This window comes from Aquibium microcysteis (genome assembly GCF_014495845.1).
In the GTDB taxonomy this organism is placed as follows: domain Bacteria; phylum Pseudomonadota; class Alphaproteobacteria; order Rhizobiales; family Rhizobiaceae; genus Aquibium; species Aquibium microcysteis.
Window position 1 is genome coordinate 2,783,924 of the sequence record NZ_CP061080.1, and the last position, 21,160, is coordinate 2,805,083.

Here is a 21,160-nt window from a genome sequence, read left to right on the forward strand (position 1 = left end):
GTCTCCTCACATGATCTGGGGCTTGTCGGCGTGCGGCGCGCGGGCTCCCGCGGCCGCCTCGTCCGGCGCCAGCGCATCGTTCCAGAGCCTGGCGATGTAGCGGCCTCCGGTCTCGCCGTTGGAGGCGTCAGAGCACAACCAGAGGATCCCGCGGCGCATGATGGAAGGCGGCAGCAGGTTGCCGTCGGCGCCCTTCTTGCCGGGTCCCGATGGCAGCAGATCGGTGTCGGCCGCCCCGCCCGGCAGGTAGACGTTGACCGTGACCCCCGTGCCCGCGAGGTCCTGCGCCCAGACCCGGGAGGCCGCCTCCAGCGCCGCCTTCGTCGGGCCGTAGGGCGAATAGCCCCTGCGCACCATGGTCTGGTCGCTGGTCGAGACGTTGACGACCTTGCCGAAGCCCCGCGCCACCATGCCGGGCACCGCCGCGCGCGCCATGTTGAAGGCGCCGGTCACGTTGGTGTCGACGATCGCCTTCCAGGCCTCCGGCGCGGCTTCCCAGAAACGCGTCGGTTCGGTGTTGAAGCGCTCCGAGATCAGCCGCATGCCGACGCCGGCATTGTTGACCAGCACGTCGACGCGGCCGAAGCGCGCGACCGTCTCCGCCACCGCGGCCTCGCAGGTCGCGTAGGAACGGACGTCGGCGACGATGCCGGCGACGTTGTCGCGACCCGTCGGCCCCACACCGTCGGTCGCCGCCTTGCGCGCCGCTTCCATGGCCTCGTCGAGCGCCTGGCCCGGCCGGGAAGCGGTCAGCATCACTCTCATGCCCGCCGCCGCCATCTCGAGCGCCATCTCGAGCCCGAGCCCGCGCGACGCCCCCGTTACGATCGCCACGCGCCCGACGAGCGCCGGATCCGCCGCCATCACGCCGTCTCCCCGGCGACGCCCATGCGCGGAAAATGGCGCCGCTCCTGCGCGATGATGGTCGTCTTCATCTCCGTGAACATCGCCCGCGACCCTTTCGCGCCCTCTCGTCCGAGACCGGACTGCTTGAAGCCGCCGAATCCGGTCCTCAGGTCGCGCACGATCGGCGTGTTGACCATCACCGTGCCGGTCCGCAGCGACGACGCCGTGCGCATCGCCCGCTTCAGATCCTCCGACCAGACGTAGCCGACGAGGCCGAACTTGCTGTCGTTGGCCCTGGCGATCACCTCGTCCTCCTCGTCGAACACCTGCAGCGTGGCGAAGGGGCCGAAGATCTCCTCCTGGGCAATCGCGCCGGAATTGTCGGGGGCCAGCATGGCGGTCGGTTCGAAATAGTAGCCTGCGTTGAAGCCGGTGTGGCGTCGCCCGCCGGCGAGCAGCGTCGCTCCTTCCTTCAGGCCGGTCTCGGCGAAGCGGCTCATCCGCTCCCGCTGGGCATGGTTGATCATCGGACCGATCTCCGTCCCCGTCGCCAGCGGATCGCCGACCGCGAGCGCCTTCGTCCGGGCCGCGAAGCGCTCGATGAAAGGCTCCGCGATGCGCCGTTCCACGAAGATGCGGCTGCCGGCGAGGCACATCTGGCCGTTGTTCATGAACGATCCGAGCATGGCGCCGTCGAGCGCCAGGTCGAGATCGGCGTCGGCATAGACGATGCTCGCGGACTTGCCGCCCAGTTCCATCGCGCCGCCCTTGATGCCCTTGGCGAGCGCCGTGAGGATCGCCGTCCCGGTCTCGGTGCCGCCGGTGAACGAAACCATGTCGATGTCGGGATGCGAGACGAGCGACACGCCGGTGACGTGGCCGCGGCCGTTCACGAGGTTGAGCACGCCGTCGGGCAGGATGCCCGCTCGTCCGATCAGTTCGAACAGCCGCGTCACCGTCAGCGGTGTCAGTTCGGACGGTTTCACGACGCAGCAATTGCCGAAGGCGAGCGCGCCGGCGATCTTCATCGCCGTCAGCCCGAGCGGCATGTTCCACGGACCGATCAGCCCGCACACGCCGATCGGCTCATAGGTGACCAGGCTCATCAGCCCCGGCTCCTGCGTGAAGACGTCGCCGCCGGCCTGGTTCACGTATTCGGAGAAGAAGCGGAAGTTCTGCGCCGCCCGCGTCACGTGCATCAGCTTGGTCTGGCCGAGCGGGATGCCCGTGTTGATGGTCTCCAGCGCCGCCAGTTCGTCGGCATGCGAAAGGATCAGGTCGTGGATCGCCATCAGCGCCTTCTGCCGCTCCGCGATGCTCACGCGCGGCCAGGGGCCGTGGTCGAACGCCCTGCGCGCCGCCGAGACCGCGCGATCGACCTCGTCCGCATCGGATTCGTGCAGGACGGCGATCTGCCGTTCGGTGGAGGGATCGAGCACGGCGATTTCCTCGCCGGAGGCATCCACGAACCCGCCGGCGACGAAGCCCGTCACGCGGATCGGATGGTCGGACAGCGCTTCGCGCATTGCGGTCACGTCGGTACTCCCCTTTTTCGGTCGCAGTCTGGCGTCAGCGCCGCCGGGTCGGCGCGGCATCGCGCGGGCGCGGCTTCGTGGACAGGATGTGTCCCGCCATCGCCGTCTCGGCCCACTCGCTGTTGCGCTGCGCCAGCGCCGCGATGATGTCTCGATGCTGCTCGTTGGAGCGGCGGATGTTGATGCTCTGGTCCCAGACGAACTGCTTGATCAGCACCAGCGGCAGCGACACCGCCTGGGCCGTCAGCAGCTTCAGCTGCCGGGAGCGCGCCGCATTGACGATGATCGAATGGAATTCGGAATTGAGCGTCACGAAGGCGTTCGCCGCCTCCGCCCCGCCGGCCGGGTCGATCTGGTCGATCTCGACGACCAGTCGTTCGAGGCTGCGGATCTCCTCGTCGGTGATCTTCTGTGCCGCGGCCGCTGCAGCGTAGCTCTCCAGCCGCGCGCGGACGTCGAAGATGATCACCACTTCCTCGTAGGAGAAGTCGGCGACGAAGCGGTGGCGGTTCTCGGCGATCGCCAGGCCTTCCCCGACCAGGCGCCGCAGCGCCTCGCGCACGGGCGTCCTGCTCGTGCCGGTCATGGCGGCGAGCGGTTCCTCGCGCAGGTGGTCGCCGGGCCTGAGTTCGCCGGTGAGGATGGCGCGACGGATCAGCTCGTAGGCCCGCTCGACGGGCCGGCTGGATTCCGCCCGTTCGAGCTGGCTCACCATGTCGGGATCGACGAAGATCAGTCCTCCGTCTCGCCTGGCACCCCTGTCCGACGTCACGCCGGATCCGGCTCTATGTGGCTCTGGTGATTCTCGAGATACCATTCGGCGATTTCCTCCCTGGTCGCAAACCACACGCCCTCGAACTGCTTGGCGTACCGGATGAAGTCCCGCAAGGCGCGGATGCGGAACGGCTGCCCGATCACGTGGGGATGCAGACCGATGTTCATGAAGCGGCCGCTCCTTGCGCTCTCCGCATAGAGCCAGTCGAACTGTTCCTTGAACATCATGAAACCCGTCTCCACCGTCAGGCCCTGCCGGAGGAAGGAGAAGTCGTTGACCTCCGACGTGTAGGAGACCGAGACCATGGGCCGGCCGCTGCGCGTCTTCACCAGGTAGGGCTGGTCGTCGTTGAGCAGGTCCGTGACGAAGATCAGCCCCTCTTCCGACAGGATGTCGATCGTGTTCAGCGTCGAACGCAGGGACGACGACAGCCACCCCTTCGCCTTCTTTCCCACGGCCTGCTCGTAGACGTCGAGCGTGCGCTTGATCACGGCGCGCTCCTTGTCCTCGTCGAACATGTAATCGGTGAGGAGTTCGTCCTGGACGTAGTTGTGCGCGACGATCTCGTACCCGCGGGACAGCGCCGCCTCGATCACCTCGCGGCGCTCGATCGCCATCTTGGCGTTCATCGTGCAGCTCGACGTCACGCCCTCGGCGTCGAAGACGTCGAACATGCGCCAGACGCCCACCCGCTGGCCGTATTCCCGCCACGTGAAGTTCGGGTTGTCGTAGACGTTGCCCGGCAGGTCGCCGCCGACGATGCCCGGACCGCCCGGATAGTACTTCTTGTCGGTGGGCTGGACCTTGTCCCAGTACTCGAAATTCGTGGTCAGGATCACGGCCAGACGCTTGCCGTCTGGCCATTGCAGCGGCTTGCGCTTTGGCAGCGGGACGTAGTCGTAGTGCATGTCCGTCTCCCGCCGCTCAATACTTCGCCAGCAGCGAACCGAAGCCCTGCACCTTGTCCTCGATGCCGTTCATCCGCAGCGCGTGCCAATAGGTGGCCGTGTTGATGGCGATCACCGGCTTGTCCAGCCAGAACTCGGCTATGGCGCCGACGCGGGCCATGGCGAGGTTGGTCCCGGCCTGCACGATCGCCTCCACCGACGGGTCGTTCACCTCGATGATGGCGTCGCGCAGCGTCTGCTCGGTCTCGTGGGCGATCAGCATCGGGCTCTTGCACTTCAGCCCCTTCACGGTCACGACCTCGTAGCCGCAATCCGTGAAGAACCGGCGCACCTGCTCGTCGCCCACGGGCATGTAGGGCGTCACGACCGCGATGCGCTTGATGTCGCCGAATTTCTTCAGGGCCGCCTGGCAGGCGTCGGAGCCCATCGCGACGTTCATGGCCGCCCGCTCCTCGACCTGCGCCTTCAGCGTGTCGGCCCGGTCCTTCCCGTCCCAGAAGGTCTCGGCCGACATGCCCATGATCAGGGCGCCCGGCGAGCAGGTCTTCACGGCGTCGATGGCCTCCATCGTCGCGGCACGGATGCGCATGACGAGTTCGTTGAAATCCTCGTCGGAGTGGACCGGATCGTCCGGGATGACGATGCGCGAGAAGTGGTTCGTCACGCCGACCGGGCGCATCGAATCGAATTCGGGCTGGACGGACGTGTTGGTGGACGGCGCGATGACGCCGAACTTCATCCGGTAACCGAGACTGTCGACCATGGAATTGGACCTCGCAATTGGGCTTCTTGGGCAGGGTTGGCGTCAGGCGACGGCTTCGAGATCGCGCAGCGACTGGATCATCGAAGACTTGAGAAGGTAGTCGCGGTGCTTGCGGGGATCGGCGACGATCGACCGCAGGTCGTCGTGATAGGCGCGCCGCTGGGCGGGATCCGTCTCGTTCATCATCTGGCGGTTGCGCAGCGTCTGCGCCTGGACCGCCTCGAGCGTCACCTTTCGCCGCTGCCGCTCGTACCGCCCCATCAGATCGAGGGGCGCGTCGCCCTTGACGACCTTGGTGAGCTTTTCGGTGAGATTGATCGCGTCGTGGATGCCGCCGTTCATCCCCATCCCGCCGAGCGGGTTGTTGACGTGCGCGGAATCACCGGCGAGGAAGATGCGGCCACTCACGAAGCTGGCGGCGACGCGCTGGTTCACCCGGTATGCCGTCGCATGCACGATGTCGTATCCGGCATCGTTGGGACAGAGCGCCTGCAGTCGCGCCTGCATGGTCTCTGGATCCTTGATCTGCTCCTCGGTCTGGTTCGGGTCGGTCGGCAGCAGGACGCGCCACAGCGACGGCGTCCGCAGCAGCACCGCCCACTCGTTCGGGTCGGTGACGTAGGCGATGGGCGCCAGATCGGGGATGGCCTGCGCGAAGTCGAAATGCGTGGACATCGACAGGAAGATCTCGGGGATCGTCATTCCCTCGAACGCAATGTCCAGCGACTTGCGGATCGCGCTGCGTGCGCCGTCTGCGGCGATGAGGTAGGAACCGCGCATCTCCTCGGTCGAGCCGTCGGGCCGGCGCACCAGGAGCGTCGCGCCCGTGTCGTCCTGCCTGGCGCCGACCGCCTCGGCCTCGTAGACGAGATCCACGTGATCGCGCGCCTCGAGGCGCGCGCGCAGCAGCTCCGTCAGCTTCCACTGCTCGCACTGCAGACGGTAGGGATGATTGGTGTCGGCCGAAAGCAGGCCGAGATCGAATGTGGCGACGACGCCCTCCGCCCGGTCGCGAAACTGCCACTGCGGGCACACCAGCCCCTGCTCGACCAGGCGATCGCTGACGCCGAACCGTTCGAGCATGTCGAGCGTCGGCGGATGAAACGTCGATGCGCGCAGATCCTTCGGCAGCTCCCGGCTCTGCTCCACGATCGTGACCGGGATGTCGGCCTCCGCCAGCGCACACGCCGCGACCAGCCCGACCGGCCCCGCCCCTGCGATCAGAACCCGTTCCTTGTCTGCTACCATACCCGCCAGCCTCTCGAATGTTCCGCTTGACAATGCCGAAGCACCCCAGCATTGTGTACATAATGTCAGGACATATCAACTGAAATCTTCAGTGCATGTCACGACCACAGGACGATCCTGCAGCGAGCGCCGGAGGCATCCGGCTCAGTCAGGGCGCCTGCAGAAGCGCGGCAGAGAGAGGCCCTTGAAGGCCCGAAGCCGCAAGACACAGGGGTTTCGCGCAAGGAACTTGCGTGATACCGCGAAAGCGGGAACTGAACCGGGATCTTCGATCCCAAACAGCATGGGGCGGCGGCGCCGCCACAGGGAACCGCGCCAAAGCGGTGCTGGAGGGCAATTGTATCGCCTCGCGACAGTCGTGCGCACGGTTTTGTATCCAAATCGCAGCGCCCAGCTCATTTCAATGTATACAAACCCACCGCTCGACCGGGAGATGGCGCCATGCTGCTGATCCAGCAATTCGTCAACAGCATCATGCTCGGAAGCGTCTACGTCACGGTGGCGGTCGCCTTCACGCTGACGATCGGGGTCCTCAACTTCCTGAACTTCACGATCCCCACCCTGTTCATGCTCGCGGGAATGGTCGGGTGGGCGCTCGCCTACTGGGGCCTGCCGTTCGGTTTGTCCGGACCATTACCCTGGCCACTCGCATTGTTCTTCGGCCTGTGCGCGGCGATCCTGGCCTCGCTGGTCGTCGAGCGCTTCACCTTCCGGTACCTGAAGACGCGCTACGGCGACTCCACCGAACACGCCATTCCCCTCGTGTCCTCCCTCGGCTTCCTGCTCGTCCTGGAGAACCTCGTCCGCATCGGCTACGGCACGGACGCGCAGCGTTTCCCGGGCCCCAGCGCGGATCTCACCATGTCCGTCGGCGGCATCTTCGTGCGCATCCCGCAGCTGGTCAGCCTCGGCATCGTGGTGCTGATCGTCGTGGGGCTGACCTGGCTGCTCAAGCGGAGCCGCATCGGACGCGGCCTTCGGGCGATCGCCGAGAATCCCGACGCCGCCAACATCCTGGGCGTCGACACCAACCGCGTCGTGCCGGTGGTCTTCATGCTGACCGGGCTCCTCTGCGGCCTCGCCGGGGCGCTCTTTGCGGTCAACTACGGCGAAGTGTCGCCGCAGATGGGCGAGGACATCGGCACCAAGGCCATTGCCGGCATGGTTGTCGGCGGGCTCGGTTCGATCTGGGGCGCCGTGCTCGGCGGTCTCATCGTCGGTCTGACGGAAATGATGACCATCCACTTCTTCGGCGCCGATACGGTGCAGGTCGCGGTCTGGGGGCTGCTCCTTCTCACCCTGCTCCTGCGCCCGCAGGGCCTGCTCGGCCACCACTCGATCGGCAAGGGGAAGCTCTGACCATGAGCGGTTACTGGGCTGGCATACTCTCGATCCTCGCGATCAACGTCATCTTCGCCTACGGCATCTTCCTGCCGGTGGCGACGGGACAGCTCAACCTCGGCGGCGCGGGCTTCCAGGCGCTCGGCGCCTACACGGCCGCCTACCTGTCGGCGACCTTCGGCCTCCCGGTCCCGGTGACGGTCGGCGTCGGTATGGTCGTGGCCGGCGTCGTCGGCTTCCTGATCGCCTTCCCGATCCTGCGCACGCGCGGCGTCTATCTGGTGCTCGCGACCTTCGCCTTCGCGGAAGTCGTCGCCGGCACGATCCTCAACTCCGAGACGCTCGGCGGTGCGATGGGCATGTCCGTGCCTGCCTTCATCGACTGGGACGTCCCGGTGATCACGGCGGTGGCCGTCACCCTTTTCGTCTTCTACCTGATGTCGACGCGGTTCGGGCTGACCATGCGTGCGACGCACGACGACGAGGTCGTGACCGACCTGATGGGCGTCAACATCCGCATGGTGCAGGTTTCTGCCTTCGCCATCGGCGGTGCGCTCGCGGGGCTCGCCGGCGGCCTCTACGCCCACTCCTTCTCCTTCGTCGAGATCCAGAGCTTCAATGCGCTGGTCTCGATCTACGTGCTTCTCTACGTCCTTCTCGGCGGCACGCAGACCGCCTGGGGGCCGCTGGCGGGCGCGGCCTTCTTCACGCTGCTGCCGGAACTGCTTCGAACCGTCCTGCCGCAGGTGAAGACTTTCCTCGCGACACTCGTCGGCATCGAGGGCCCCGTCGGTCCGCCCGACGATTCCTGGCGGTTCGTCATCCTCGGCGCCCTGACCATCGCCATGATGGTGCTGCGGCCCGAAGGGCTCATCACCCGCACTCTGATCGAGCGGCTGCGCTTCCGCCGGTCCGCGGCGCCGAAGGAGCAGGTGGCATGAGCGCGCCCTTGCTTTCGCTCCATGGCGTCTCGAAGAACTTCGGTGGACTGGCAGTCATCACCGACGTCTCCTTCGACGTTCCGCAGGGTTCTCGCACGGCTCTGATCGGCCCCAACGGCGCCGGCAAGACGACGCTGTTCAACCTGATTTCCGGCGTGTTCGCGCCGTCTGAGGGAGAGATCCGTCTCGAGGGCCGGGCGATCGACGCCCTGCCGTCGCGGTCGCGGATCGGGCTCGGCATCGCGCGGTCCTTCCAGAACATCCGCCTGATGCCGCATCTGTCGGTGGTGGAGAACGTGATGCTCGGCCAGCATGCGCGCGCCGGCAGCCTGGCTGGCATGCTCACCCCGCTGTCTCTCTTCGGCCGCTCCCGCTGGCGCCGCGAAGCAGAGGATCTGCTCGACCGGATGGGCCTCTCGACCTATCCGGGCGAAGTCGTCGCCACCCTGCCCTACGGCATCCGCAAGAAGATCGAGGTGGTGCGCGCGCTCGTCGCGAGGCCGAAGATCCTTCTCCTCGACGAACCGGCCGCGGGCCTCAACGACACCGAGACGGCGAACCTGCGCGACTTCCTGATGACCATCTCGCAGACCGGCGTCACCCTGCTCGTCGTCGAGCACGACATGAGCCTCGTGCGCAGCCTCTGCGACAACGCCGTGGTGCTCAACTTCGGCCGGAAGATCTACGACGGCTCGACGCGCACCGTGCAGGACGACCCCGCCGTGCTGGAGGCCTATCTGGGCACGCGGCAGGCGGGAAAGGCCATGAACCATCCGGAGGCCGACCATGTTGCTTGAGGTTTCGGGCCTCGACGTCCGCTACGGGCGCACCCACGCGGTCCGCAACGCGACCATCTCGGTCGGCCAGGGCGAGATCGTCACGGTGCTCGGTGCCAACGGCGCGGGCAAGACGTCCCTGCTGCGCGCCCTGCAGGGCGCGGTCAGGCCGGCGGGCGGCCGTATCGTCTTCGACGGCAGGGACCTGACGGGCGCCAGCCCCTCGGCGCGCGTGCGTGCGGGCATGATGCTCGTCCCCGAGGGCCGGCAGATCTTCGTGTCCATGACCGTCCACGAGAACCTGCAGATGGGCGTCTATCTTCGCTCCGACAGGGATGCCGCGCGCGACATCGAGGCCATCTACGACCGCTTCCCCAACCTCGCCGAGCGCCGCGACATGAAGGCGAGCGTGCTGTCCGGCGGCGAGCAGCAGATGCTGGCGATCGGCCGCGCGCTGGTCGGCCGGCCCCGCCTGATGATGCTCGACGAGCCGTCGCTCGGCCTTTCGCCGCTGTTCGTCTCGCGGCTCTTCGACCTGATCGTGGAACTGAACGGGTCGGGCATCGGGATCCTGCTCGTCGAGCAGAACACCACGATGGCGTTGGAAGTCGCCACCCGGGGCTACGTGCTGGAACTCGGCTCCATCGTGCTGGCCGACAGCGCTGCCGCCCTGTCGAAGAACCCGACCCTCACCGAGGCCTACCTCGGAGGGCACCAGAATTCGCCCTCGCCCGCGCCTGGAGAACGCGTGTGACCGGCGGACGGAACTGAACGAGACGACGCAACAACCCAAGAGGAGAACATCCATGAAAGTAAGGTCGCTACTCGCCGCAGCCGCGATCCTGCTCGCCGCAGGCACCGCCTATGCGCAGGAAACCATCAAGATCGGCAACATCGTCGTCACCGCCGGCCCGCTCAAGGGTCCGGGCGAGCCGACGCTGACGGCCATCGACATCGCCGTCGAGGAGATCAACGCCGCCGGCGGCATCAACGGCAAGCCCGTCGAGATCGTCCGTTTCGACACCGGCTCGGACCCGAAGCAGGCCTCCGTCGGCGCCCGCAAGCTGATCCAGGACGACGGCGTCCTGGCCATCGCCGGTCCCTTCTCCTCCGGCGAATCCGCGGTCGCGCTCAACGACGCCGAGCGCCTCAAGGTCCTGATGATGCCCACCTCCGCCTCGGCACCCGGCCTGACCGACGGCCGTACCTATGGCTGGCGCCTCACCGAGGACGAGACCAAGCAGTTCGGGCGGCTCCTGAATTCGATCAAGGCCAAGGGCATCAAGGCCGACACCGCCGAGATCGTCTACATCTCGGAAGAGGTCGTCTCCAACGCCGCCGGCACCAAGCTCTATCCTGCTCTCCTCGCCAAGGCCGGCATCAAGCATGGCGAGCCGATCGCCGTGCAGTACAAGAGCTTCGACATGTCGGCCCAGGCCGCGCAGATCCTGCAGGCCAATCCCGATCTCGTCGCCATCGCCGCGCTGCCGGAATCCGCCTCCAAGGTCATCAAGGAACTGCGCCGCCAGGGCTACAAGGGTCGCATCATCGGCTCGCAGATCTTCGCCGATCCGAACGTCGTGGAGCTGTTCGGCCCCGAGGGCGACGGCACGTTGCTCGTCGCAGGCTTCTGGAAGGGCCGCACGGAGGCCTCGCAGGCCTTCAACACCAAGTTCGTCGAGGAGACCGGCAAGCGCGGCATCCACAAGCTCGGCGCCCACCATTCCGACGCCCAGGCCTACGACACCATCTACCTGCTCAAGCAGGTCATGGAGAAGGCCGGCGTGACGGGCGACCCGGCCAAGATCGAGGAAGAGCGCGCGGCCATCGTGGCGGGCATGGAAGGCGTCCGCTTCTCCGGCATCCTGGGCGACGACATCTGCTTCGCCGGCCACGACGCCGAACTGCCGGGCTACATCATCGAGATCAAGGGCGGCGAATGGACCAAGTTCGACGAAGCGCCCGCCGACAAGTGCGAATGAAGGCCTAGACGGATCGACTGCCGTGGCGGCCGGCACGAGCCGGCCGCCTCCAATGACGCAAAACCACAAAAAGGGAACGAGACCATGCTGAAATCCCTCGCCTTCGCGGCGGCCATCGCCGTCACGACCGTCTCCGGCGCCATGGCGCAGACCATCGGCCTGGCGACCACACAGGGCGGCGCGACGGAGCAGATCGCGACCGCGATCGCCAAGACCGTGTCACAGGCCACCGACCTGCAGGTTCGGCCCCAGATGCTGGCCAACACCTCGCAGTACATCCCGCTGGTCAATGACGGCCGCGTCGAGTTCGGCATCGCCAACTACCCGCAGACCTTCTACGCCCTGAAGGGCGAAGGCATGTCGGCGGGCCAGCCGGCGCCCAACCTCAAGCTGGTCGCCACGCTGATCCCCTTCAACGCCGGAATGATGGTTCCGTCCTCGCTGGGCATCAAGACGCTCGACGGCCTCAAGGGCAAGCGCGTGCCGCGCTTCCCGGCCAATTCGCTCGGCGACTACATCATCCGTGCCTCGCTCGCGACCGCCGGCCTCACCTATGACGACGTGACCAGCGTGCCCACGGCCAACTTCCCGGCCCAGTTCCAGGCCTTCAAGGATGGCGCCACGGACTTGACGATCGCCACCGCCGGCGCGCAGTACACCTTCGACTTCGAGACCACGCTGAAGGGCGTCACCTTCCTCAACTACAAGGAAGGCGACGAGAAGGTGCTGGCCGCGGAACTTCCCGGCACGTTCCTCAAGCCGGTCGGCTCCTACAAGGTGCCGGGCGTCAGCGAGGACACCGTCATCTTCGCCTACGACTACACGCTCTTTGCCAATGCCGACGTCCCGAACGAGGTGGTCGCCAAGGTCGCCAAGGCGCTCTTCGAGGGCGAGGCGGCGCTGAAGGAGACCGGCCCGATCTGGAACGAGTATGACCCTGCCAAGATCGGCAAGGCCGGCGTGCTCGAGTATCACCCGGGTGCGATCGAGTTCTACAAGAGCGTCGGCATCTGGTCCGGCGAGTGATCGATCGTCGTCAGGGCTAGGGTGAGATGAACCGCGACGTTCGCAATCCGCTTCGCATCATACCGGCGATTCTGGCCGTCCTCGTGCCGGCCGGGTCGATCGCCTGGATCGCATCGGTCCCGCAGCGCCTCGGCATTCTCATCTATCCCGAGCAGATCGCCGCGCTCATGCTGGGCGCGGCGCTCGCCGTGGTCTTCTTCCGGGCCTGCCGGCCCGGCAGAGGTCTCTGCAACGCGGTCGATGCGGCGCTGGGCGTTGCCGCCTTCGCACTCGGCCTCTTCGTCTTCATCCGCTTTCCCATCCTCTCGGAAGGCGCCTTCCGGCATCCCACGGAAGCGTTGATCCTCGGCATCGCAACGACGGGGCTGGTGATGGAGGGCCTGCGCCGCGTCATCGGCTGGGCCCTGATCGTCATCTTCGCGGTCATGCTGCTCTATGCGCTGTTCGGCGACTGGGTACCCGGCGCGCTGACGGGACGGCCGCAGCCGGTCGCCGACGTGCTGCGCTTCCTCGGCACCGACTCGACCGCCACATGGGGCCAGGCGCTGCAGATCGCCGCCTTCGTCGTGGTCGTCTTCGTCCTGTTCGGCGGCCTGCTGCTGGCCGTCGGCGGCGGCGACTTCTTCACGCAGCTGTCGCTCCGGGTGGCCGGCAACGGCCCCGGCAACACCGCAAAGGTCGCCGTCACGGCCTCCGCCCTGTTCGGCTCGATCTCCGGAAGTGCGGTGTCGAACGTCATGTCCACCGGCGTCATGACCATCCCGATGATGAAGAAGGCCGGCTTCCGGCCAGAGCAGGCCGGCGCCATAGAGGCCGTGGCCTCGACCGGCGGCCAGCTCATGCCGCCGATCATGGGTGCTGCCGCCTTCCTGATGGCCGAGCTCCTGCAGGTCCCCTACCGCGACATCGTCATCGCCGCCCTGCTGCCGGCGATCCTCTACTACCTGTCGATCTTCGTGCAGATCCACTTCATCGCCCACCGCGATCGGATCCCGTCGCTCCGGGACCTCGACCGCACGCCGATGGCCTCCGTCCTCGCGCAGGGCTGGCTTCCCATGCTGGGGATCGGCGTCCTGCTGCTCTCGATCTTCAGCTTCAACGTCCGGGCCGAACTCGCCGCCATCTGGGCGATCGTGGCGATGGTCGCGCTCGGCCTCGCCACCTCGTTCCTCGGCCCCGAGGATCGGCGGCTGACGCCGCGCAAGCTGCTCGACGCCGTGGTGACCACGGGCCAGTCGACCTGCGACATCCTGCTGATCACGGCCGCGGCCGGCATGATCATCGGCCTCCTCACGACCACCGGGCTGGGATTCGCGCTGTCGCTCTACCTGCTCGACTTCGGAGGGGAGAGCCTGTTCGCTTTGCTCCTGGTCACGGCCGGAGTCGGTGTGGTGCTCGGGATGGGGCTGCCGACCACCGGCGTCTATCTCCTGATGGCGTCGCTGGCCGCGCCGGCCCTGACGCAGCTCGGCATAGCGCCGATGCAGGCACACATGTTCGTCTTTTACTACGGCATGCTGTCGATGATCACGCCGCCGATCGCCATGGCCTCCTTCGCCGCGGCCAGCATCGCCAACGCGCCCCAGCTGAAGACCAGCATCGAGGGCTTCCGCTTCGGCTGGATCGCCTATCTCCTGCCCTTCCTGTTCATCTACAAGCCGGCGCTGCTGATGGTCGGCAGCGCGGTCGACATCGTCTACGTCTTCGTCAGTTCGGCAGCCGCGCTCGTGCTCGTCACCGGTGGGCTGGTGGGCCACGCGCTCAAGCCGCTGGGGTTGGCGACGCGCATCGGCTGGACACTGCTTGGTCTGGCCATGATCGCGCCGATCCACGAACTCGCCGGCTGGAGCCTCGAATACGCGGTGTCGGGGGCCGGCCTCGTGCTGCTCGCCTTCTATGCCATCACGGGCAGCGGCGCGACGATCGCCGCGCGCGACGGCATCGGCGACCGCCCGACCCCGCGATAGCGGATCCGACGGGCCGGCATCCGCTCCACGGATGACCGCCGGCCGGTCGCCTCCCGGCTGCGCCCGTCGACCCCGCTGCTCCGGAACCATCGCTCCCCTGCCGTGTTCCTGTTCCTGTCGCCGGCCCTTGGCCGTGCGCTTCCCTGTTGCGTGCCCGCGGCGCGCCGCGGGCGTGATCGAACGGGAAGTCGAAGGGGACGCAATTGACGATCCATGGTCGGAACGGATGATCCTCTGGATCAAGATCCTGCACATCGCGGCCGTATGCGTCTGGATGGCCGGTCTCGTCAGCCTGCCCGGTCTCTACGTGCAGCGCGCGCGCATCGTTCAGGGGCACCGGCTGTACATGCTGCAGCGGACCACGCGCTTCGCCTTCCTCAAGCTGGTCTCGCCGGCCGCATTCATCGCCATCGCATCGGGTGCCGCGCTGATCTTCGCCAGCCAGGCCTACCAGCCCTGGCTCTCGGCCAAGCTGGCGCTCGTCGCCTTCCTCGCCCTCCTCCACACGCTGACCGGACTGGTCATCATCCGCCTTTTCGAGGAAGGGCAGATCTATCCGGTCTGGCGCTTCGTCGCGGTGACGGGCGTGACGCTCGTCCTGATCGTCGGCGTCCTGGCGCTGGTGCTGGCGAAACCCGAGATCGAATGGAGGGGCCTCGTCCCCTCCATCCTGACCGAACCCGGCGGCCTGCGCCGGCTGGCCGAGGATATCAGTCCTTGGCCGATACCATGAGGCCGATGCCGTGATGGAAGATCAGCTTTCCGCCATGCCAGCCGGCAAGACCGGTGAGGAACGTCGCCAGCAGCGACAGCAGCAGTCCGTGCGGCAGGACGTCGGACGTATCCTGGACGCGAATGCCCCAGTTCAGCCCGGCCACGGCGATCAGCGTCATGGCGGCCACCCCATGCGCCCAGCTCGCGACCCGTCCACGGATGCCGCGCACCAGAAGCAGCTCGGCCGTTCCGGCCAGCGCCGCGACCAGACCGCCGCCGAAGGCGAAGCCCGACGACCACAGCCCGACCCGCAGCCAGAACGGATCGGCCGACCACCAGTAGAAGATGTCGATGCCGAGCGTTCCGATGACGAGCGCGATGGGGAAATGCACGCTCATCGCGTGGATCGGATGCCCGGCGATCGCCACCGCGGACGTCACGTCCAGTTCGTCGACGGCCTGGTTGACCGGATTGCGGCGGCGTTCGCTGTCGGGCATGCGGGATCTCCTGTTCCGGCAGAAAGGCGCGCGCGCCCCTTCTTGTTCCCTGTCGTCACGCTCGTGGCGCCGATCCTGCTCGCGGGCTGCGCGGGCGACGCCTCGGCGCTCGACCCCGCCGGACCCGGGGCGCGGGCCATCGCCAGGCTCTGGTGGGTCATGTTCTTCGCCGCGATCGTGCTCTTCGCGCTGGTCATGGGCCTGTTTGCGCTGGTGATGCTGAGGCCGTCCGTGGGCGCCAGGCTGCCCGCCGGTCGATGGATCCTCTGGGGCGGCCTGGTGATGCCGCTGCCCGTCCTGCTCGCCCTGCTCTTCGTCTCCCTTGCGCAGGGAGAGCACCTGCTGGCGCGCGAAGGCGACGGGGACCCGCTGCGCATCGAGGCCCATGCTCGGCAGTGGCAGTGGGAATTCCGCTACGTCGACGTCGAAGGCGGCCCCGTCACCACCGGCGTGCTGCACATGCCCGTCGACCGACCCGTCGACGTCGTGACGGTCAGCGCGGACGTGATCCACAGCCTCTGGGTCCCGGCGCTGGGCGGCAAGATCGACGCGGTGCCCGGCCATCGCAACCACGTCCGGCTCCTCGCCGACCGCACCGGGACCTTCGGCGGGCTCTGCGCCGAGTATTGCGGCACGGGACACACCACCATGCGCTTCGAGGTCCAGGTGCACGAACCGGACGCCTTTCTCGACCTGCTCGAAAGGAACTTCGCCGAATGACGCAGCCGCGAGGAAGCGAGGCGCTCCGCCTGCACAGGCAGCTCACGGCGATCTGGGGCACCGGGCCCGGGCTCGCAAGGCTGGCGGCCGTCAACCATTCGGTGATCGGAAAGCGCTTCATGGCGACGGCGGCGATCTTCTTCGCCATCGGCGGCCTGCTCGGGATGCTGATCCGCACCCAGCTCGCCTCCTCGCAGAGCCCGTTCATGGAAGAAGGCGTCTACGCGCAGGTCTTTACCATGCACGGCACCATCATGATGTTCCTCTTCGCGATCCCCATGCTGGAGGGCCTGGCGATCTACCTCCTGCCGAAACTTCTCGGGGCCCGCGACCTCGCCTTCCCGCGCCTGACCGCCTACGGCTACTGGTGCTATCTCTTCGGCGGCACCATCATCATCGCGGCGCTGGCCTTCGGCGTCGCGCCCGACAGCGGCTGGTTCATGTACACGCCGCTCTCCTCGCGCGTCTTCTCGCCGGGGATCAACGCCGACGTCTGGCTGCTCGGCATCACCTTCGTGGAGATCTCGGCGCTGTCGGCGGCCATCGAGATCCTCGTCAGCATCCTGAAGCTGCGCGCGCCGGGCATGTCGCTCGACCGCATGCCGATCTTCGCATGGTACATGCTGGTGACGGCGGGCATGATGCTCGTCGGCTTCCCGCCGCTCATTCTGGGGTCGATCCTGCTCGAACTCGAGCGCGCCTTCGACCTGCCCTTCTTCGACCCGACCCGCGGCGGCGATCCGCTGCTGTGGCAGCACCTCTTCTGGCTCTTCGGCCACCCGGAGGTCTACATCATCTTCCTGCCGGCCGCCGGCGCCATCGCCACCTTCCTGCCCGTCTTCGCCGGCCGCCCGCTCGCCGGCTACCGGGCCGTCGTGGTGGCGCTCATCGCCATGGGCTTCCTGTCGCTCGGCCTGTGGGTCCACCACATGTATCTCGTCGGCATCCCGCATCTCGCGCTGAGTTTCTTTTCGGCCGCGAGCGCGCTTGTCGCCATTCCGACAGCCGTCCAGATCTTCGCCTGGCTCGCCACGCTCTCGCATGGCCGGCCGCGCTTCTCGCTGCCGATGCTCTATTTCTTCGGCTTCCTGTTCATCTTCGTCATCGGCGGGCTGACCGGCGTCATGGTCGCCATGGTGCCCTTCGACATCCAGGCCCACGACAGCCACTTCGTCGTCGCGCACCTGCACTACGTGCTGGTCGGCGGCTTCGTCTTTCCCGTCCTGGGGGCGGCCTATTACTGGGTGCCGCACATGACCGGCCGGATGGCGGTCAATCACCTGGCCAAGCCGGCCTTCTGGATGATCTTCATCGGCTTCAACGTCACCTTCTTCATCATGCATCTCACCGGCCTTCGCGGCATGCCGCGCCGGGCGCACCTCTATCCCGCGGAGCCGGGGCTCGAGATCTTCAACTTCGTCTCGTCGGTCGGCTCCTTCATCATGGCGATCGGCTTCGGCCTGGTGCTGCTCGACTTCGCCCTGCATTTCCGCTTCGGGCAGGCGTTCCGGCGCAATCCCTGGCGCGCGCAGACGCTCGAATGGGCGATGCCGACGCCGCCCCCCGCCTATGCCTTCGCCTCCCTGCCGCATGTCGAGGCCCGCGCCGACACGCTCCGCCCGGACGACGTGGGTGCCGAGCTCGCAGCCGGGCGCGGCTATCTGGGCTTCGTGCGCAAGGGGCGCATGGAAACCCTCGCCGTCGAAGCGATCGGCGGCGGTGTCGAACAGGTGGTGGAACTGCCGCGACCGAGTTACCTGCCCCTGATCACGGCGATCGGCACCGGCGTCTTCTTCCTCGCCATGCTCTTCAAGATCTATTGGGTTGCCGCCTTCGCGCCGCTCCTGGTCGTCGCCCTGTTCCTTCGCTGGACCGTCGGGCGGGGCAGGCAGGCGGACACGGGGCCGGAGCCCATCGGCCTCGGCGTCTCGGTCCCCCCGCATTTCGAAAGCCCCAGCGCTCCATCGATCTGGGCCACCATGTTTGCATTGATCGCCGATGCGACGCTGTTCGCCTCGCTGGCGTTCGGAGGGCTCTTCCTCTGGATCTCGGCGCCCGGATGGCCACCGCCCGCCATGCCGCGGCCTGATCTGGTTCCGAGCCTCGCCATTCTGGCCGTTCTGATGATCGGCGGCCTCGCCGCCCTGGGCAGTGTCGGGGCGGGAGCGGCGGGCCGGATCGCGCCGCTGGCGCTCACCGCTGCGCTGCATGCGGCCGGCGCCACCTTCTTCGCCTGGTCCGCGGCATCCATCGCCGATCCGACCGCACACGCCGCCGCCGCGACCGTCTTCGTCGCCCTCTCCTACGCGACCCTGCATGCGATGATCGGCCTCGTCTTCGCCTGCTACGGCCTGTGGCGCGTCGCGGCCGGCTGGGTCTCGCCCGCGCGCCTGCTCGACCTGCGCATCGGCCTGCTCGTCCATCTCTACGCCTTCGCGACGGGGGTCGTCACCCTCGCCTTCTGGTGGCTGATGGCCGAACTCGGCGCGTCCGGAGCGGACGGATGAGACGCCAGATGCGCGAGATCGCGCCCCTTGCGGCGGTCGTCTCCGGCTTCGTGCTGTGGAGCGTGGCGTTTCTGGCCGTCTACGGCGCACAGGCGACGGGCTGCGGCCTCGGCTGGGACGAGACGGCGCTGGTCGGGCCGCTGACGCTTCAGCGCGCCGTGCTCCTTGCCCTCTTCGCGCTCGTCATGGGAGGCCACGCGGTGCTCGTGCGCCAGCTGAAGGCGGCCGCACCGGGCGGCGACGACGAAGACGCCGGGACCGTCGATTTCATGCACACCGCCGCGCGGCGGCTGGCGCTGCTGTCGGCCGCCGCCTCCATCGTCTGTTTCGGCGGCGTCGTCTGGCTGAGCCCCTGTTGAGGAACCGATGCCGCCGATCGGCTCAGTCAGCCGGCTGAGGCTCGAAAAGCATCTCCGACGTCACTTCGAGCGACCGGTCCTGCCGGACGTCGAGCCCTTCTGTGACGGGGTGCTGCGCCAGCGTCTCGTCACGGGCGCGGATGAGATCGGCGATCTCGGCCTCGTAGGCGAAGAAGATCGCGGTCAGCCATCGGTTCACGAGGTAGGACGGGCGCGGCATGTGGACGTCGAAGCGCGGCAGCAGCGCGATCGTCCCCTCCGCGTCCAGCCAGTCGTCCCCGACCACCCACTGGTTCACCGTGAACAGCCGCAGCGCCCGTCCGTGCGCATCCACGCCGACGGCGGCGAGATGATGGATCGGCCCGTCCACCCCGTCCGGCCGCACGAAGCAGTGGAAATGACCGTGTTCCACGGTGCCTTCCTCCGCCGGATGGCAATGGTAGAACCACTGCGCTCCGCTCACGGGATCGAAGACGTCGCCCGGCGGATAATGCTCCCATGCGGCGATGGTCGACGTTTCGCGAAACGTTTCGGTGAGCACGCTGAGACCGCCTTTGGCGAGAACGCTCTCGCAGAAGCTGATCTCGCCGATGGCGTGCTCCCGATCGTCAGCCATTCGTCGTCTCCGGAAGGGGCATGGGCGGCGGCGGCGGAGCGAGCCTGGCCGGGGATGCCGGCGGGGCAGCCGGCGGCGGCGGCGGCGCGAGCTTGGCCGGCGAGGCGGGCGGAGGGGCCGGCGGAGGCGGAGGCGCGAGCCTGGGTGCGGCGGCGGCGCACGGCGCGGCGGCGGCGCAGGGGGCTGCCGCCGGAGCCGCGGGAGCGCTCAACCGCGGCGCACCGGCCGCACAGGGGGCCGCGGCTGCGCAGGGCGCCGCTCCCGCGGCCGGCGCGGTCTGCATCGGCTCCTGCGCCCTCGGCACCGGATGGCGCGCGTGATCGACCGCGACGGCGGCCGTGGCGGCCGCGAGCGCGGCTCCGAAGAGCAGTGTGTTTCTGGCGCTCATGTCCTTTTGAACCCGTCGAGACCGAACAGTGGACGCGCCGCAACGCCGGCGAACGAGCCGGCGAAGGCGGCGGCGAACCACAGCCACCCGTGCAAGCTGCCCGAGGCGATGCCGGAAAACAAGGCGCCGATGTTGCAGCCGAACGAAAGCCGCGCGCCATAGCCCATCAGGAGGCCCCCGACGATGGCCGCGAGCAGCGATCCGAGCGGCAGCTTCGCCTTCGGCGCGAACTTCCCCGCGAGGCTCGCGGCCAGCGCGGCGCCGAGGATGATCCCGAAATTCATCACGGAAGTGACGTCGGCGAGCACGCTGGACGACAGCGCCGTCTGCGGCCCGGGCCAGGTCCAGAAGGCCCAGCTCTCGACCGGAATGCCGGCCGCCTGTGCGATCTTCGCGCCCCAGAGGCCGAAGCCGAAGGTCACGGACCAGGGATGTCCGGCGAGCAGCAGCGTCGCGACGTTGAGCACGGCGAGCATCAGCCCGGCGCCGACCAGCGGCCATGGTCCCTTGACGAGCCAGGCCCAGCCGGCCCGCGGCGGCGTCGCCTCCCACTCCACGTCGCCATGCGCGCGCCGCTCCACCAGCGCGGTTGCGAGCGCGACCAGTCCGAGCGCGGCCAGCGTCGCGAAGACGGCGGTGCCGGTCGAGAACGCGCGACCGAGATCGATGACGCCGAGCGACGGCAGTTCGAGCCACCAGGGCAGGTGCGCGGTGCCGATCACGGCGCCGACGATGAAGAACACGAGGGTAACCAGCATGCGCGCCGACCCGCCGCCGACGGTGAACAGCGTGCCCGAGCCGCAGCCGCCGCCGAGCTGCATCCCCAGCCCGAACAGGGCGGCGCCGATCAGCACGGAGACGCCGACCGGGGCCAGGGCGCCCACCAGCGGCTTGCCGCCCAGGCTGCCCGCCGCCAGCAGCGGGATCATCGCCACCGCTGCAATGCCGATCATCAGCATCTGCGCCCGCACCGCTCGCCCCCGCCGCTCGACCACGAAGCGGCGCCAGCCGCCGGTGAAGCCGAAGGAGCCGTGATAGAGCGCCGCGCCAAGCAGCCCGCCCACAAGGAAAAGCGCCGCCTGGCGCAGGTCGATCAGGCCTGCGATGGCCGCGAAGCCGAGGACGAGCCCGCCGGCTGCGACGAGCGCCGGCGCGCGGTCGATGGTCATGGGGAGCGCGATCTGCGGTCGATCCGCAGGCGATCGGTCGAGAGGGATGTCGGTCATGATGGAGTCTGCCGCTTCTGTCGCT

At 67.9% G+C, this 21,160-nt stretch carries 20 protein-coding genes; 11 read left to right on the top strand and 9 right to left on the bottom strand.

Translation table 11 applies throughout. The features are described from left to right. Nucleotides 1-6: 6 nt before the first annotated feature. The 6 genes from IAI54_RS12930 to IAI54_RS12955 are packed head-to-tail and all read right to left on the bottom strand — an operon-like array spanning nt 7 to nt 6,075. Entirely contained in the window at nt 7-864 is an 858-nt protein-coding gene (locus IAI54_RS12930; protein ID WP_187972720.1) for an SDR family NAD(P)-dependent oxidoreductase, read from the bottom strand. Continuing rightward, a complete protein-coding gene (locus tag IAI54_RS12935; RefSeq protein ID WP_235679404.1) occupies nt 864-2,372 on the bottom strand; it encodes an aldehyde dehydrogenase in 1,509 nt (502 codons plus the stop codon). Before IAI54_RS12935 ends, IAI54_RS12930 begins: the two co-directional genes overlap by 1 nt. A gap of 43 nt (nt 2,373-2,415) precedes the next feature. After that, entirely contained in the window at nt 2,416-3,153 is a 738-nt protein-coding gene (locus IAI54_RS12940) for a GntR family transcriptional regulator (RefSeq protein ID WP_187972722.1), read from the bottom strand. Further along, nucleotides 3,150-4,064 (bottom strand): polysaccharide deacetylase family protein, encoded by a 915-nt coding sequence (locus IAI54_RS12945; RefSeq protein WP_187972723.1) that lies wholly within the window; start codon nt 4,062-4,064, stop codon nt 3,150-3,152. Before IAI54_RS12945 ends, IAI54_RS12940 begins: the two co-directional genes overlap by 4 nt. A gap of 16 nt (nt 4,065-4,080) precedes the next feature. Beyond that, nucleotides 4,081-4,827 (bottom strand): maleate cis-trans isomerase family protein, encoded by a 747-nt coding sequence (locus IAI54_RS12950; protein WP_187972724.1) that lies wholly within the window; start codon nt 4,825-4,827, stop codon nt 4,081-4,083. 42 nt (nt 4,828-4,869) lie between these two features. After that, nucleotides 4,870-6,075, bottom strand: coding sequence for an FAD-dependent oxidoreductase (locus IAI54_RS12955; RefSeq protein ID WP_187972725.1), 1,206 nt, complete (start codon nt 6,073-6,075; stop codon nt 4,870-4,872). A gap of 441 nt (nt 6,076-6,516) precedes the next feature. Here IAI54_RS12955 and IAI54_RS12960 point away from each other — a divergent pair, with 441 nt between their 5' ends. From IAI54_RS12960 to IAI54_RS12995, 8 genes are all read left to right on the top strand, one after another. Next, nucleotides 6,517-7,434: a branched-chain amino acid ABC transporter permease gene (locus IAI54_RS12960; protein WP_187972726.1), complete on the top strand. Its 918-nt coding sequence runs from the start codon at nt 6,517-6,519 to the stop codon at nt 7,432-7,434. Between the two features lie 2 nt (nt 7,435-7,436). After that, nucleotides 7,437-8,357 (top strand): branched-chain amino acid ABC transporter permease, encoded by a 921-nt coding sequence (locus IAI54_RS12965; protein WP_187972727.1) that lies wholly within the window; start codon nt 7,437-7,439, stop codon nt 8,355-8,357. Next, a complete protein-coding gene (locus IAI54_RS12970) occupies nt 8,354-9,154 on the top strand; it encodes an ABC transporter ATP-binding protein (RefSeq protein ID WP_187972728.1) in 801 nt (266 codons plus the stop codon). Before IAI54_RS12965 ends, IAI54_RS12970 begins: the two co-directional genes overlap by 4 nt. Beyond that, nucleotides 9,144-9,887, top strand: coding sequence for an ABC transporter ATP-binding protein (locus tag IAI54_RS12975; protein WP_187972729.1), 744 nt, complete (start codon nt 9,144-9,146; stop codon nt 9,885-9,887). Before IAI54_RS12970 ends, IAI54_RS12975 begins: the two co-directional genes overlap by 11 nt. A 52-nt stretch (nt 9,888-9,939) precedes the next feature. Further along, nucleotides 9,940-11,115, top strand: a complete 1,176-nt coding sequence (locus IAI54_RS12980) for an ABC transporter substrate-binding protein (protein WP_187972730.1) — start codon at nt 9,940-9,942, stop codon at nt 11,113-11,115. Nucleotides 11,116-11,199: 84 nt separating this feature from the next. Continuing rightward, the gene (locus IAI54_RS12985; protein WP_187972731.1) at nt 11,200-12,141 is read left to right on the top strand and encodes a TAXI family TRAP transporter solute-binding subunit; all 942 of its coding nucleotides are present in this window, start codon (nt 11,200-11,202) and stop codon (nt 12,139-12,141) included. Nucleotides 12,142-12,167: 26 nt separating this feature from the next. Next, nucleotides 12,168-14,108: a TRAP transporter permease gene (locus IAI54_RS12990; protein WP_187972732.1), complete on the top strand. Its 1,941-nt coding sequence runs from the start codon at nt 12,168-12,170 to the stop codon at nt 14,106-14,108. Nucleotides 14,109-14,334: 226 nt separating this feature from the next. Further along, a complete protein-coding gene (locus IAI54_RS12995; RefSeq protein ID WP_187972733.1) occupies nt 14,335-14,841 on the top strand; it encodes a CopD family protein in 507 nt (168 codons plus the stop codon). Here the strand turns inward: IAI54_RS12995 and IAI54_RS13000 are convergent. After that, nucleotides 14,819-15,319, bottom strand: a complete 501-nt coding sequence (locus IAI54_RS13000) for a DUF2231 domain-containing protein (RefSeq protein ID WP_187972734.1) — start codon at nt 15,317-15,319, stop codon at nt 14,819-14,821. The two genes, IAI54_RS12995 and IAI54_RS13000, sit on opposite strands and share 23 nt — an antisense overlap. A 42-nt stretch (nt 15,320-15,361) precedes the next feature. Between IAI54_RS13000 and coxB the strand changes: the two genes are divergently transcribed. Genes coxB through IAI54_RS13015 form a run of 3 tightly spaced genes read left to right on the top strand, consistent with a single transcriptional unit; the run spans nt 15,362 to nt 18,905 of the window. Next, nucleotides 15,362-16,039, top strand: a complete 678-nt coding sequence (coxB, locus tag IAI54_RS13005) for a cytochrome c oxidase subunit II (protein WP_235679350.1) — start codon at nt 15,362-15,364, stop codon at nt 16,037-16,039. Beyond that, nucleotides 16,036-18,546, top strand: coding sequence for a cytochrome c oxidase subunit I (gene ctaD / locus IAI54_RS13010; protein WP_187972736.1), 2,511 nt, complete (start codon nt 16,036-16,038; stop codon nt 18,544-18,546). The genes coxB and ctaD overlap by 4 nt, the downstream gene beginning before the upstream one ends. Next, nucleotides 18,543-18,905, top strand: coding sequence for a hypothetical protein (locus IAI54_RS13015; protein ID WP_187972737.1), 363 nt, complete (start codon nt 18,543-18,545; stop codon nt 18,903-18,905). The genes ctaD and IAI54_RS13015 overlap by 4 nt, the downstream gene beginning before the upstream one ends. Before the next feature lie 22 nt (nt 18,906-18,927). Here IAI54_RS13015 and IAI54_RS13020 read toward each other — a convergent pair whose 3' ends face one another. Together IAI54_RS13020 and IAI54_RS13025 are read right to left on the bottom strand one after the other, a co-directional pair. Beyond that, nucleotides 18,928-19,521, bottom strand: a complete 594-nt coding sequence (locus IAI54_RS13020) for a DUF6969 family protein (protein ID WP_187972738.1) — start codon at nt 19,519-19,521, stop codon at nt 18,928-18,930. Between the two features lie 384 nt (nt 19,522-19,905). Beyond that, on the bottom strand, nt 19,906-21,135 hold the full coding sequence (locus IAI54_RS13025) for a YeeE/YedE family protein (RefSeq protein ID WP_187972739.1): 1,230 nt from the start codon (nt 21,133-21,135) through the stop codon (nt 19,906-19,908). Nucleotides 21,136-21,160 lie beyond the last annotated feature (25 nt).